General features: G+C 50.2%; 15 protein-coding genes. 5 read left to right on the top strand and 10 right to left on the bottom strand.

Annotated features, from left to right (window positions below):
• Window positions 1-17 precede the first annotated feature (17 nt).
• The 3 genes from A10D4_RS11620 to A10D4_RS11610 form a co-directional block, all read right to left on the bottom strand.
• Window positions 18-1649, bottom strand: a complete 1632-nt coding sequence (locus A10D4_RS11620) for a methyl-accepting chemotaxis protein (protein ID WP_008489724.1) — start codon at window positions 1647-1649, stop codon at window positions 18-20.
• A gap of 118 nt (window positions 1650-1767) precedes the next feature.
• Window positions 1768-2361 carry a Reeler domain-containing protein gene (locus A10D4_RS11615; protein WP_008489723.1) on the bottom strand — a complete coding sequence of 198 codons (594 nt, stop codon included), beginning with the start codon at window positions 2359-2361 and terminating at the stop codon, window positions 1768-1770.
• A 99-nt stretch (window positions 2362-2460) separates the two neighbouring features.
• Window positions 2461-3615 (bottom strand): GNAT family N-acetyltransferase, encoded by a 1155-nt coding sequence (locus A10D4_RS11610; protein ID WP_008489722.1) that lies wholly within the window; start codon window positions 3613-3615, stop codon window positions 2461-2463.
• 68 nt (window positions 3616-3683) lie between these two features.
• Between A10D4_RS11610 and A10D4_RS11605 the strand changes: the two genes are divergently transcribed.
• Window positions 3684-4304, top strand: a complete 621-nt coding sequence (locus A10D4_RS11605) for a LysE family translocator (RefSeq protein ID WP_008489721.1) — start codon at window positions 3684-3686, stop codon at window positions 4302-4304.
• Here A10D4_RS11605 and A10D4_RS11600 read toward each other — a convergent pair.
• The 3 genes from A10D4_RS11600 to recQ form a co-directional block, all read right to left on the bottom strand.
• Window positions 4301-4588, bottom strand: a complete 288-nt coding sequence (locus tag A10D4_RS11600; RefSeq protein WP_008489720.1) for a DUF3630 family protein — start codon at window positions 4586-4588, stop codon at window positions 4301-4303. The genes A10D4_RS11605 and A10D4_RS11600 overlap by 4 nt on opposite strands.
• Window positions 4589-4623: 35 nt before the next feature.
• On the bottom strand, window positions 4624-6093 hold the full coding sequence (locus A10D4_RS11595) for a sensor domain-containing diguanylate cyclase (RefSeq protein WP_008489719.1): 1470 nt from the start codon (window positions 6091-6093) through the stop codon (window positions 4624-4626).
• A 91-nt stretch (window positions 6094-6184) separates the two neighbouring features.
• Window positions 6185-8059, bottom strand: a complete 1875-nt coding sequence (gene recQ, locus A10D4_RS11590; protein ID WP_008489718.1) for a DNA helicase RecQ — start codon at window positions 8057-8059, stop codon at window positions 6185-6187.
• A gap of 75 nt (window positions 8060-8134) precedes the next feature.
• Between recQ and A10D4_RS11585 the strand changes: the two genes are divergently transcribed.
• Together A10D4_RS11585 and rarD are read left to right on the top strand one after the other, a co-directional pair.
• Window positions 8135-8590, top strand: coding sequence for a thioesterase family protein (locus A10D4_RS11585; RefSeq protein WP_008489716.1), 456 nt, complete (start codon window positions 8135-8137; stop codon window positions 8588-8590).
• A 30-nt stretch (window positions 8591-8620) separates the two neighbouring features.
• Complete coding sequence (gene rarD / locus A10D4_RS11580) at window positions 8621-9544, top strand: EamA family transporter RarD (protein WP_008489715.1); 924 nt, start codon at window positions 8621-8623, stop codon at window positions 9542-9544.
• Here the strand turns inward: rarD and A10D4_RS11575 are convergent.
• On the bottom strand, window positions 9541-10341 hold the full coding sequence (locus A10D4_RS11575) for a S1/P1 nuclease (RefSeq protein ID WP_008489714.1): 801 nt from the start codon (window positions 10339-10341) through the stop codon (window positions 9541-9543). The genes rarD and A10D4_RS11575 overlap by 4 nt on opposite strands.
• Window positions 10342-10518: 177 nt before the next feature.
• On the opposite strand from A10D4_RS11575, the gene gloA reads away from it, so the two are divergent.
• A complete protein-coding gene (gene gloA / locus A10D4_RS11570) occupies window positions 10519-11079 on the top strand; it encodes a lactoylglutathione lyase (protein ID WP_008489713.1) in 561 nt (186 codons plus the stop codon).
• Window positions 11080-11096: 17 nt separating this feature from the next.
• On the opposite strand, the gene A10D4_RS11565 is transcribed toward gloA, so the two are convergent.
• On the bottom strand, window positions 11097-12227 hold the full coding sequence (locus tag A10D4_RS11565; protein WP_008489712.1) for a PQQ-dependent sugar dehydrogenase: 1131 nt from the start codon (window positions 12225-12227) through the stop codon (window positions 11097-11099).
• Between the two features lie 2 nt (window positions 12228-12229).
• Complete coding sequence (locus tag A10D4_RS14195; protein WP_008489711.1) at window positions 12230-12688, bottom strand: hypothetical protein; 459 nt, start codon at window positions 12686-12688, stop codon at window positions 12230-12232.
• Between the two features lie 199 nt (window positions 12689-12887).
• Here A10D4_RS14195 and A10D4_RS11555 point away from each other — a divergent pair, with 199 nt between their 5' ends.
• Window positions 12888-13664, top strand: coding sequence for a DNA/RNA non-specific endonuclease (locus tag A10D4_RS11555; RefSeq protein WP_008489710.1), 777 nt, complete (start codon window positions 12888-12890; stop codon window positions 13662-13664).
• 83 nt (window positions 13665-13747) lie between these two features.
• On the opposite strand, the gene A10D4_RS11550 is transcribed toward A10D4_RS11555, so the two are convergent.
• Window positions 13748-14170 carry an OsmC family protein gene (locus tag A10D4_RS11550; RefSeq protein WP_008489709.1) on the bottom strand — a complete coding sequence of 141 codons (423 nt, stop codon included), beginning with the start codon at window positions 14168-14170 and terminating at the stop codon, window positions 13748-13750.
• Window positions 14171-14212 lie beyond the last annotated feature (42 nt).

Below are 14212 nucleotides of genomic sequence, written 5' to 3'. Positions count from 1 at the left end.
CCGGGCCGGATTGTCACTTAGCCATTGGCTAACTTAAAGCGAGCAACCATTTCGCTTAAACGTGATGCTAAGCGCGCAAGCTCTGCGCTAGATGCTGCTGTTTGATTGGCACCAGTCGCCGTTTGTGCCGATAAATCGTTAACTCGGGTTAAATTACCATCGACCTCTCTGGCGACTTTCGACTGCTCCTCGGAAGCACTGGCAATCGACAGGTTAAGTTCATTGATATCACTCACCGCAGCGGTGATCTCACTTAATGCCTCGCCGGCGCCACGTGCCATATCTAAAGTACCGGTTGCACGCTGCTCGCCGCGTTGCATACTTTTAACCGAGGCGTCGCTTGCACCCTGTACTGCCGTGATCATCCCCTCAATTTCAGCAGTCGAATCTTGTGTTCTTTTTGCTAGCGCACGAACCTCATCAGCGACCACCGCAAAGCCACGGCCACTTTCGCCGGCTCGCGCCGCTTCTATAGCGGCATTCAACGCTAATAAGTTGGTTTGATCGGCAATGCCACGAATAACATCAAGCACCGATGTAATACTTTTTACCTGATTTGCTAACTGCGTCATATCGCTCGACGAGCGCTGCATATCGGCCACCAACCCTTCGATCTCTTTTAGCATCTCTTGAATTTGTAGCAAGCCTTGCTGTGAACGTTCATCCGCCAGTTGCGATGAATCAGCAGTGGTTTGCGCATTACGAGCCACTTCTTCTATTGCCGCGGTTAACTCATTGACAGCGGTTGCCGCCAGCTGTAATTGCTCGGTTTGTTCATGCAACGCACGCGAACTATCTTCGGTCACCGAATTAAGCTCTTCCGAGGTCGATGCTAATTGATCGGAGGACTCGCCGATTTGCCTCATGGCATCACTAAGCCCGTGCTGCATGTCACGTAACGCGGCCAGTAATTGCGTTGCCTCATCATTACCATCTACATCAACAGTGAGTGATAGATCTCGCTGCGCGATACGCTTTGCAACGCCTACTGCTCGACCGATAGGTTCAACAATGCTTCGAGTTAATAGCCAAGCTAATAAAAACATCAGTAGCACCGATATCACCACCGCACTAATCGTGGCAGATAATGAGGTACTAGCGATGTCTGCACTGAGCGTTGCAGCGGTTTTAATATCGTCGCGTTGTAAACTTAATAACTGATTGATGATATCGGTAACTTTATCGGTTTGCGGCATTAACTGACTGTCACGTAACCGAAAAGCGTCATCGTTCTGACCCGCTTGAGCTTTCTCAATAACCTGCTGTTGAATGTTATTAAAGCCTTGAATTAACGTCCGCAACTCACGCATTAGGCGCTGCTCATTGGCATTTAAATTAAAATCATCAAAGCGTGCGAGCGCTTGTGTAAATTGCTTATCCGCGTTCTCTAGCCGTGCAATGTAGCGAGTGCGGTCAGCAGCGTTAGTCGCCGCAGCGATGTTTGAAGTGTGCACTCGCACGCGCAGGAATTCTCGAGCGACTTCATAAACGGCTTCGAGCATCTGCGCTCTGACGTCAGTAATCTCGTCAGTTTGTGCTTGCATACGTTGTTGCTGTGTAACCGCAAACAATCCCAGACCAATCATCAATAGGGCAATAAAGGCAAAAGCTAACTTGGCACGAAAACCAATCGATACACTGCGAAACATGAACGGGTACTCCAGAGAAGCCTAGGGGGAAAAGATTAAATCGAGACTTTATCGGTATCTCTGGGAAATTCTACAGTAGAAATATGAACTTACGTAGTAATTATTAATTCGCAGTCAATTAAGGTGCCGTAAAAACGATGCGTTCAAAACGATATACTTGATCGCCGATACCCTGAGGTTGGGTAGAGCTAGCAACCGCCATCGCAGTAAAGCGTACTTTTTCGTCAGGACTGTTAGGCGCATGCCAAGTGAACGACCAACGGATTTCGCTAGCCGTTGTCTCATTTTTTAAGGTTAAGCGGCTGTGCGTTAAGTAGCTTTCGCCGTTATCGGTTGTCATCAATTGCGTATCGTCGCTGACCGATGCTAATTGACCGGCGCTGGGTAGGCGCGTTTTTAAACCGGCTATCGGTTCTTCGCTAATAGCTTCGCTATATAATTGAAAACCCGCGATATCACGACTTTTGTCGTGCAACACTAAGGTTAGCTGATAACGTTTGCCTGGTTCGTACTGGGTCGGTAGCCCTTCGATTTGAATACCGGTTTGCTCTGCCCGTTGAATGGTAGCTGGCACATGGCATTGCCCGCATAAGCGTTGCTCGGCTTGACTACCATGATCTATCGGCAACGCTTCTGACACGGCCTGTAGGGCTAGCGCTGAACGACTAACCGCAGCAACCAGCAATAGCCAAATAAGAAGAAACCGAGACATGTATGCGAACCTGAAGCTGAATAGGCTTGATCATCCTATAGTAAGCCAAGCCATAAAAGAATGCTTATCATGCAAAGAAACCGCAAAACTGTTATCTATTCAACTATTCACTTGGCGGAACGGTAACTGAGCTTGTGCCTGCTGCTGATAGTCGAGGACATGTTGTTGTTCACGCTGACAAAAATCCGCTATAGCCGGAGCTAGCGGGGTGTTAGCAAAACGATAGTTCGCATAACGTAGTACCGGCTCAAAACCGCGTTGTAGTTTGTGCTCGCCCTGTGCACCTGCGTCAAACTCACGCAAGCCATGTGCGATGCAATAATCGATACCGGCGTAATAGCAGGCTTCGAAGTGTAAAAAATCAAATTCGTTGAGGCAGCCCCAATAGCGCCCATACAGCGTTGAGGACGAGCGGAAACATAACGCAGCAGCCACCATTTGTTGATCATGATAGGCGGCAAACGCCACCAGCGAGTCGGCCATATGGCGACGCCATAACTGCCAGGTTGCCGCGGTTAAATAACCGCCATGCCCAGAGCGTTTTAAATAGGTTAAACGATAGCAATACTCAAAGCGCTGCCAAAAATCATCGTCCAATTGCGAGCCTTGCAAGCAACGCATGTCGATACCTTGTGCGATAACTGCGCGGCGCTCTTTGCGTATTTGTTTACGTTTACGCGAGGTACAAGCCGCCAAAAACTCAGCAAAATCGCGATAACCCCGGTTGTGCCAAAGAAACTGTATATCGTAGCGCTGCCACCACTGTTGCTGATCACGCCATTGATCACTTTGTTGTTGACTGGGATACAGAATTTGCGCGTTCGACCAAGCTCGCTCCTGCATACGCTGCTGTATCGCTTGGTTAATGGCGGTCGTTACTTGCTCGCTGTTGATGTCGGTGGCTGTCAGTATGCGCGGTCCCGTTACTGGGGTGAAGGGAATCGCGGCAACCCACTTAGGATAATAATCTAAATGACACTGCTGATAGGCTTCGGCAATGGCCCAGTCAAAGAAATACTCGCCCATTGAGTGCGATTTTTCGTACCCTGGCACCGCTGCCACTAAGCGCTCTTGCTGCCAAATCAATAAGTGTTGGGGCTGCCAGCCTTGCTCAGCACAGCAACTATTGCCAGCCTCTAAAGCGGCCAAGAACGCATGTTGTATAAATGGATAATCACTACTTAGCAACGATTGCCAACGGTCTTCACTCACCGCCGCAATATTATCAATCCACTGTGCATTTAGCGCTTTCATCAAACACCTGAATACGGCATGCTAAGCATCACCTATTGCCACTTTAATTGATGATCGGAGACGCCCCGATGGACGTGTTTTTTAGCGTACTATTATTTGCTTTTTCGACAACGATTACACCCGGCCCCAATAATGTCATGATCATGTCATCGGGAATGAATTATGGCATTCGCGCTAGCTTACCGCACTTACACGGTATCTGTGTTGGTTTTCCTATCATGGTACTGTTAGTGGGCGTAGGTTTTGGTGTTGTATTCGATCATTTCCCGAACTTACACCAGCTCATCAAAGTGCTAGGTACCGCCTATTTATTATGGCTAGCTTGGCACATAGCGCGCCAGCACCCCAGTGCCATTAAGCGTGGCGAACAGCGACCACTGAGCTTTTGGCAAGCGGCGTTGTTCCAGTGGGTGAACGGCAAGGCTTGGATCATGGCTAGCGGCGCCGTCGCTACCTTCACCACCATGCACGGTGATTTATGGATAGAAGTCAGCGCCATCACGCTGGCATTTTTATTGATGGCTTACCCTTGCGTGGGTGCCTGGTTAATTGGCGGTAGCGTGCTCAGACGCATCCTGACTCAACCGTTTTGGCAACGCCTGTTTAACATCAGTATGGGGTTACTGCTAGCGCTGTCGGTGGTGCCGGTTATCATCGATATCTGGCGCTATTATTTTACCCCGGTTTAGTCCGGTTCGGTTAACCAGCCCAGTTGACCTAATCGTTCAGCAACCGGTGTTAATACTGCCGATGGCTCCAGCGCTTGTAACCAAACCGATTGGCAAAGTGCAGAATAGAACAATAGCCAATGCTGCTCGGCAATACTTAAACGCCAACAGTATTGATCGGCAGCTAGCTCAAATTCGCGAATATCCGCCGCTAATAAATGCGCTAAACGTTCCGCCCATTGTTGTAAAGAATGCAGATCGTCGTGGCTGGGTAAGCAACTTAATTGCAAGGTGTCGTTAGTCATTACCGGTCTTTATTTGAGAAGCTAGGCGCCATAGCTTAATAGCTTATGGAGCGACTGCAACAATAACGGTCACGACCTTGCTTTTTTGCGTAATAAAGCGCGTCATCAGCCGCTTTTAATAATCGTGTCGCCAACTGTTGCGGCGCCGACTTAGCCTCGGGTGTAATGCTATGAGCACCGATACTGATGGTTAACACTTGCGCCGTTGGCGACGCTGGATGAGCAATTTGTTCAGCGCGTAAGTTTGCCAACAGTCGTTGCCCTAGCTGCTCGGCTTGTTGTTGATCGGTGGCTGGCAAGACGATGACAAATTCCTCTCCGCCATAGCGGCTAACCATGTCTCCCGAGCGTTGAGCATGCTCTTGTAATACTCGGGCCACGGTTTTTAACGCCTGATCACCATGTAAGTGACCAAAATAGTCGTTATACGCTTTAAAATAGTCGATATCGATAAGCAATAAACTCAGTGCTTGCTGCTGTCGCGCCGCACGTCGTAGCTCTAATAACAAACAACGATCCAGTGCACGCCGGTTGGCCAGGCCGGTTAAACCATCTTGATGCGCCTGCCGTTGTAAACGCTGATTAAGCGCTTGCATATGCTCACGGGCCGTATCTAACGCTTGTTGATCCCAATGCCGCTGCAAGGTATTAAAAATTACATTGCCAACCAAACGTAAGCGGCGAATGTCGTCATGAGTCCAGTCACGCTGCTGCTTCACCGCGTCGGCACCGACAAAACCGATCATGCGGTCGCTGGCAAAAATGCCGACACACAGTATCGAGCGGATTTGTTCTCGTTTAAACTCGTCGTGCTCGGCTTGCGCTGCGCGCGGTAGACTATCAATGTGATTGAGTACCATCTGCTGTTGTTCACGCAAACATTGAAAAAACCACGGCAGATCGGATTCCTGCAAGCCTTTTAATTCATGCGCATGACGGCTCACCCCAACCGCTGCCCACTCGTGGCTATTATTGATAACCTCACCGTCGTCATCGAATAAAAACACATAGCATCGATCGCTGTAGCTACACTGCGCAAAAGCCTCTAACGCCGCTACAATATGCTGGTCGACCTGTTCCGCTGAGCAACGAATAAGCTGCGTGGATATCTCTGATAACGCCCGGTCAAACTGTTGGGTAGGATTAGCTTTATCGCTTTGCTCATTGTCTGCATCGGTCAACAACAGTAAGCAGCCGCCAGCGTCTTGAGTGGTTAACTGTAGTGAGCAACGACGTTGCGACTGAATATGCAAGATCGGTAGTGTATCGCCGACATCGCCCTGCATAAGAAATGTGGCGATTGTGGGTGCCGACAATAGCGCTTGCCAATGCTGCTGCAATAATGCCAAAGACACGTTATCAGGCGATGTTAAACCCAATGTTAAACAATGCTCGGCGCTGCTATTCAATGATAACTGCTGCTGTTCGCGGTCAAACCACAGGAGTGCCATCGACGAGTTTTTGATGAGATAGTCAGTTCGTTGCGCTGAGAGATGCCATGCCATCGCAGCTCGCCATCAAGTAATTGTTAATTTTACGTTAGTTACCTGCCTGCGACCTGTCAATATAACTGTTATCAGGTGCTTAGTGATTGCTTTATGGCACTAATTGATGCTCGTTGTCGGCATCTAAGTAATCTTCAATCGCTGCCAAAAAATCACGCCCGTAACGTTCAAGTTTTTTCTGCCCGACCCCGGTAATCGCCAATAAAGCACTGGCGCTGGTGGGCAACTGTTGCGCCATTTCGACAAGGCTAGTGTCGTTGAATACCACAAACGGCGGTACCTGTTCCTCATCGGCGATGGATTTACGCACCTGCCGTAAACGCCGAAATAACACTTTGTCGTAATCTCCGCGGTCGGTCACCCGCGCTTTATTCGCCACCAAGTTGATACGTGGCTGCGCCAGCATCAGGGTTTGTTCGCCGCGTAATACCGGGCGCGCCTCTTCGGTCAATTGCAAGGCCGCATGCCGTTGGATGTTTTGAATCAGTAGACCGCGATGAATCAATTGCCGAATAACCGATAACCAATATTCATGGCTTTGCTCTTTACCGATAGCAAAAGTCGATAGCTGATCATGCTTGAGTTCTTGCAAGCGTTGCGAACGGCTGCCCCGTAACACATCAATCACGTGGTGAATACCAAACTGTTGGCCGACTCGATAAACACAACTTAACGCCTTTTGTGCATCAACACTGCCGTCGTACTGCTTTGGTGGGTCGATACAAATGTCACAGTTGCCGCAGGGCTCATGCCGATATTCGTTAAAATAGTTAAGCAGCACCAGACGCCGACACGTTTGCGATTCAGCCATGGCTTGCATGGCATTGAATTTTTGTACTTCAACCCGCCGCCGTTCCTCGTTATCGTGTTCTTCGATCATGCGCCGAATCCAAGCGGCATCGCTTTGCTCGTAAAACAATACCGCTTCTGCAGCAATGCCATCACGCCCAGCACGACCGGTTTCTTGATAGTACGCCTCGATACTTCGTGGTACATCAAAGTGCACAACAAAGCGCACGTTTGGCTTATTAATTCCCATGCCAAATGCCACCGTCGCCACCACCACATCAACATCGTCACGGACAAAGTTACGCAAGGTCGTTTCTTTCAGCTCATGCGGCAGACCGGCATGATAGGCAGCCGCTCTGACGCCGTCTTGTTGTAATCGCTCGGCTAATTCCTCAACTTTCTTACGGCTACCGCAATAAACGATACCAGCCGCCCCACGTTGCTTGCGCACGTAGTCACGTAACTGTTTGACCGGTTTATATTTTTCCTCGACCAAATAACGAATATTAGGACGGTCAAAGCTACTACGGTGTACTAGGGGTTGCTGCAACGCCAAGCGTTGCTGAATATCATGTTGAGTGGCGGCATCAGCGGTTGCCGTGAGCGCCATCACTGGCGTATTCGGTAACACCTGACGCAATTGTCCAAGCTGTCCATATTCGGGGCGGAAATCGTGCCCCCATTGCGAAATACAATGGGCCTCATCCACCGCCAATAAACCTACCGATAAGCTGCTTAAACGCTCGATAAAGCTGGTTTGCAGTGCCCGTTCAGGGCTGACATACAACAGTTTAAGTTGCCCCTGCTGTAACTGTCGCAACACCTGCAAACTTTGTTCTGGCGCCAGCCCAGAATGCAATGCGGCGGCGGCAATACCCATGGTATTCAAAGCATCGACTTGATCTTGCATCAATGACAGTAGCGGCGAAATGACCAAGGTAAGGCCCGTTTGCGCGATAGCGGGTAATTGATAACACAGCGACTTGCCGCCCCCAGTGGGCATTAGCACCAGACTATCGCGACCTTGTAGCGCCGCGTCCATGACGGCTTGTTGACCATCACGGAATTGCTGATAACCAAACACCTCGGCTAATAGCTCGCTCAGCTCGGTAGCAGACGTTAGCGACTGCGATGAGCTAGCACTGTCATGAATAAATAACGCCTGAGAACTGGACATAAGCTTCCGTTTGGTTGACGAGCAGCGGCCTTACATTCTATTGTAAGCATCCCTATCGGTGATCACCATAAGCTAATGACAACGGACGCGCTGCTTGCACAAATTTCCGAGTTTATGAACGACCGCATACCCTTTCAACGTATGCTCGGATTCGAAATCACGCAATTCAGCCCGGAGCGCGGTGAGTTGCGCTTTCATTGGCGCGACGATTTGGTCGGTAATGCACCGCAGCAAATCCTGCACGGTGGAGTCACCGCTACCGCTTTAGATACCGCCGGTGGACTGGTTGCCATAGCCGCTATGGTAGCACGCTTAGAGCAGCCCTCGGAAACCGAATTGATGGAACGCTTAATGCGTTGCGGTACCATTGATTTACGCGTGGATTATTTGCGCCCTGGCCGTGGCCAGACCTTTATTGCCAGTGCCACCATTATTCGCTCCGGTAACAAGGTAGCGGTGGCACGAATGGAATTACACAACGACAGCGGCACCCATATCGCCTTTGGCACGGGTACTTATCTGGTCGGTTAAACGTTTCTTCTGACTCATACTGAGGTATTTATGACTGACGAAGCTCAACGAGCCCGTCAGGGCGTGTTATTTGCGATTGCCGCATACACGTGCTGGGGAGTGGCGCCGGTTTACTTTAAGCTGATCAAGCAAGTACCGGCCTTAGAAATTCTTTCACATCGGATCATTTGGGCTTTTGTTATCGTATTGGCGCTGATCGTCGGGCTAAAACGCATTAATCGGCTCAAACCAGTATTAAAAAACCCCTCGCATATGCTGCGTTTAACGCTGGCAACCTTTTTGCTGGGTGGCAACTGGTTCCTGTTCATTTGGGCCGTCAATAACGACCATATATTAGATGCCAGCTTGGGTTATTACATTAATCCATTGCTCAATATCGCCATTGGCATGGCGTTTTTTGCCGAACGCATGCGCAAGTTACAGTGGTTGGCAGTGGCAATGGCAGTCAGCGGGGTATTAATTCAGGTGGTGTCGTTTGGCTCGGTACCGTGGATCGCGTTAGCGTTAGCCTGTAGCTTCGCGATTTATGGCGCCATTCGAAAACGTTTGCCGGTCGATTCGATTACTGGTTTATGGCTAGAAACCTTGATCTTGTTGCCTATCATGCTGATTTATCTGTTTGGCTTTGCCGACTCCCCGAGCAGCGATCTGGCCGCTAATAGCTGGACGCTGAACGTGTTATTAATGGCTGCCGGTATTGTCACCACCGTGCCTTTGCTGTGCTTTACCGCGGCCGCGCAACGTATTCGCTACTCAACGCTGGGGTTCTTTCAATATATCGGCCCCAGCATCATGTTTGTGCTGGCGGTGGTGGTTTATGGCGAGCCGTTAGCAATGGGTAAGTTGATCACGTTTATCATCATCTGGTCGGCATTGGCGCTGTACAGCGCTGACTCACTGATTCATAACCAGCGCCAGCGCCGTCAGGCGAAAAAGCTTAGTCAAAGCAGCTAGTGCGAGTGGCCGTAAAAAACCGTTAGCTGCTGTGCCAGGCGCACACCGGCCTGACGCATCTTTTGTTCTAGTTGAGCACCGTATTCGGCAACATAAGCGTCATCAACCGGGCGCTTGTTAGCATAGTCAGCATAAACTTGGCGAGTTAGCACTAGCGACTCCGTTGCCCACTCGGACGGCGTTCCTTGCTGCCATTGCTGACGTTGTTCGGCGGTAATTTGCTGACGCTGATTGCTAGCAAACTGCTGCCACTGGTCGATGCCGCGCGCCTGCAACAACTGCCAGTCCCATAATGAATGCAGGTTGCTGGCTTTGCCGCGAAACTCAATAGCAGCGCGATTACCACCGCGGTCGTTGGCATAACTGACATGTAGCGGCTGATGTAGATCGCCAATGAAGTGCGCTAGAAATAACAATGCTTGCCAATCTGAGTGGTCTGCACGTAAACGTGCCTGCATTTCCGGAATGGCTGAAAGCACACAACCATCGGCGTCACAATCTTGCATTGAAACCTGCGTCTGTGTGCGTGCTACGTTGATGTAATGCCAGCTTCCAGCCCAGTCATAATCATGGTTAGATTTAATATCATCGGGCCAGGTGCAGGCCTCGGCGAAGCTTTGATAGGCCGCTTGTTGCTGCATGACCTCATCGATAGCCTGCTGAGTGTCAGTGTCCAGCAACTCATAAGCAATTTGGCACACTGCTTTATGACCGTTAAAGCCATAAGCCCATGCCGGCATTGTCGCTACCGCGCTAAACGTCAGTAGCAAGACCACCAATAATTGGCGTTGTAACATACGAAACCACTCCTTAAACAACCGAATTCGTCAACTACGAGTACTTACTAAAGGCATCCCCTAGTGTAGGCTTTTCTTAGCTTAAACACTATCGACTGGGTTGAATCGTCGACCCAATACCCCAAGTTAATGCACTATCGTCCCCTTTGATCATGACCACCGCGTTAAGGAGCTATAATGAGTCGCCACTTTGATCAGGCCGAGGGCCTCGCTGAGCAACGCGATCCCGCCACCGAAGGCTTTGTATTTAATCAAACCATGCTACGCATCAAATCACCGACGCGTAGCTTAGACTTTTACACCCGCGTCATGGGTATGACCTTGGTCAAGCGTCTCGACTTTCCAGAAATGAAGTTCACGTTGTATTTTCTGGCCGCCATCGACAGCGACCAAACCGAGCAAGTTCCGCAAGCTCATGACCCGCGTATCGTTGCTACCTTCAAACGCCCAGCGATGTTGGAGCTAACCCATAACTGGGGCGACGAGGATGACGATGATGTCAGTTATCACAACGGTAACAGCGAGCCACGCGGTTTTGGTCACATCGGCTTTCATGTACCCGATGTCGATGCGGCGTGTCAGCGCTTTGAGGAACTGGGGGTTGAATTTCAAAAGCGTCCCGCAGACGGCAAAATGCAGGGTATTGCTTTTATTAAAGATCCCGATGGTTACTGGATCGAAATTTTTACCGCTGACCGTCAACCGGCGATGCTGCAAGATCATTTAGCCTCAGCATAGCGATAAACATTGGCGGTTTAGCGTGGGCTAAGCCGCCATAAGGTCGCGTTTTCGCCATCGCTAGCCACATAAATATTGCCACTGTCATCGACCACCACGGCCCGTAAGCGCTGTTGCGGTGCTTGCATTAACACCTCAGCCTGAGACCACCCGTGCGGCCCCCTCTGAACACGGTATAGCGCCTTGGCCGCCAGTGCGGTGACCAATAAATCACCCTGCCAATCGACAAATTGCTGGCCACGATAAATCGCCATATCTGAAGGCGCAATTGAGGGCGTCCATACCCACTTGGCAGGCTCGACGCCGGGCAACTGTCGATACGGTGAAATGCGCGCAAAATTATAATCGACACCGTCGGTGGCGATTGGCCAACCATAGTTTTTACCCGCTTGTAACAGGTTGATTTCATCACCACCACGAGGACCATGTTCGTGCAAGATCAATTGCTGCTGTTCAGCGTCATAGACGAGGCCTTGAGGGTTACGATGGCCGTAGGTAAAAATCGCAGCATTGGCCTGTGGCTCGGCGTAAAAGGGGTTGTCGATAAGTGGCTGGCCTTGTAAGTCGATACGCAAGGTTTTGCCCAACTGACTATCAAGCTGTTGCGCTTGCTCGCGTTGGTCAAAACCATCACCGGTAGTTACGATCAAGGTGTCCTTATCGACAAATGCTAGACGCGCACCAAAATGTGCCCCTCCGGGTTTATTGGGCGACACCCGTAAAATTTGCTTAACCTGCTGCAACTGATCGTCGATGAACAACGCTTTCGCCACACAGGTGGCATTGCTATCGGCCTCGCCACAAACATAACTCAACGCTAATTGCCGTGATTGCGCAAAGTCAGGCGCTAGCTCAATATCCATCAAGCCACCTTGACCAATCACCTGAGTACTGGGTACACCATCTATTGCTTGGCGCTGACCCTCAGCGTTTATTAACCACAACTTACCCGCTTTCTCGGTCATCAATAAACGGCCATCGGGCAAGGCGGCAAGTGCCCAAGGCGATGCTAATCCAGTAGCCACCACCTGCAGCCGATAGTCGGTCGTTGTGCGCTCATCATCGGCATGGACTAAGGCTGGCGAGAAGCTACCGATAACAACCCCGACCCACATCAACGATGTAACCTTTTTCAGCAACACTTTCATACTCAAGACTCCTGCTGTCGCTGCCAATAACAACCGGCTACACCAGCGCCGACTGAACCACAAGCTGACATCAATAACCAGCCGGCAGTATCCCGGGTGGCGGCAATAAAAGTCGGCATTGGTGCCAACGCATCGACCAAGCGGAAAGTCAGCGCTAACCCGACAATACCAGCCAACCACCACCATCCCTGTAGCGGCAGTGGCCAACGTCGCTGCAATATGGCCGCTAGCGGCAACGCCAATAAATCGGTGGCTAGCACTAAAGCCGCTAAAACCGGCGCAAAGTGCAATACATCGTAGATGATAGTCGTGAGCCAATCCGACACCGGAATGTCGACCGCTAACGCCGTCAGCGCACGTAAATTCAGCAGACTCTGCAATACCGAGCCCAGTAGCGCGGTTAGCAGCAGCGCCAGCAACAAGCTGACTAAGTGGCTACGCCAAGATTTGTAACTCTGCATACGGATGGGTTATTCCTCATTATTTTACGCTGACCGCCAGCATTCGCTGACAAACGACATCGAGCAGGGTAATCTACCGACGACTTTTGTCACAAAATAACTACATAAAATTCATATAAACGGATTAACCTGAGGCTTGGTCATGGTTGTGACCGTACACCGTTTAGCTCTGACTACGACGATAACAGGGAATGCACTTATGCGCTTACATGTTTTTATTTATCTATCGCTGGCCACGTTACTGGGTCTATTTTCCGTCAACGCATACGCCGACAACTGCCTGCATGGCTGCCCCACAGGCGCTAGCGGACAACAAGTCAATCGCGCCATTTACAGTTTAAGTAATAACGCCGACACCAAGTTTGCCGATTGGGTAGCCTACCACGTGACGGCCAGCACCATTGACGGTCCGAGCCGCTCTCGTTATTGGCGTCAGGATCCGGCGTTACCCAGCAGCGACACGCTCGCTCCCGCCGATTATCAAGATGCTCACGCCACTATCGGTACCGACCGTGGTCATCAAGTACCCTTGGCGTCTTTTAGCAACACCCCGTATTGGTCCGAAACCAACTATTTATCCAATATTACTCCGCAACGTTCTGAGCTCAATCAAGGCGCTTGGGTAAAGTTAGAAAATGCCGTTAGACAAATGGTACGAGAGGGTCAGGATGTGTATGTGGTTACCGGTCCGCTGTACGAATACTATTTTGCCAGCCTACCATCGAGCAGCCGCTCACATACCATTCCATCGGCTTACTACAAAGTGGTGATGACCAACGTTGATGGTTGGATTGAGGCATCGGCATTTATTATGGATCAGTCATTACCACGCAATGCTAACTACTGTCAGTACCAAGTCAGCGTATATCAAGTTGAGCAACGCGCTAGCTTGACCTTGATGCCACAGTTACCAAGTTGGAAAGAAGGTGCAGTGAAAGGACAGTTGGGCGGTCTTAGCCAGCCGTTGGGCTGTTAACCTGAGCGACCGTTACCGCGGCAGTTACCAAGCAATGGATGCGCGGCGTTGGGGACGTTTGCCGCCGCGCATTCATCACGGTTTTATACCAGCTCGGCATCCATACTAATATCGGCATTCAATACGCGACTAACCGGACAACCGGCTTTCGCTTTGTTGGCGATTTCTTGAAATTTTTCGCCATCAATGTCGGCTTGTACTTTTACCGTTAAATGCACTTTAGCAATTTTAAAGCCATCGCCATCTTTTTCTAGACTGACTGCGGCTTGGGTATCGATTTGCTCAGGCGTGACATCGGCGATTTCACCTAACATCATCGATAATGCCATTGAAAAGCAGCCAGCGTGTGCCGCTGCGATTAGCTCTTCGGGGTTGGTGCCTTTGCCATCTTCAAAGCGCGTGCCGAACGCATACTGAGCATTGTCTAACACGCCACTGTCGCTACTAATGCGACCCTTACCTTGTTTTAAGCTACCTTGCCAAACTGCTGACGCTTTACGTTTCATGCGTGATCTCCTTATGATTGAGTTAAATTGATTAGACTCAAT

Source organism: Idiomarina xiamenensis 10-D-4, assembly GCF_000299895.1.
Classification (GTDB): Bacteria; Pseudomonadota; Gammaproteobacteria; order Enterobacterales; family Alteromonadaceae; genus Idiomarina; species Idiomarina xiamenensis.
Note: the sequence above shows the minus strand (reverse complement) of the source record. Positions and strands in the feature narration are given on the sequence as shown.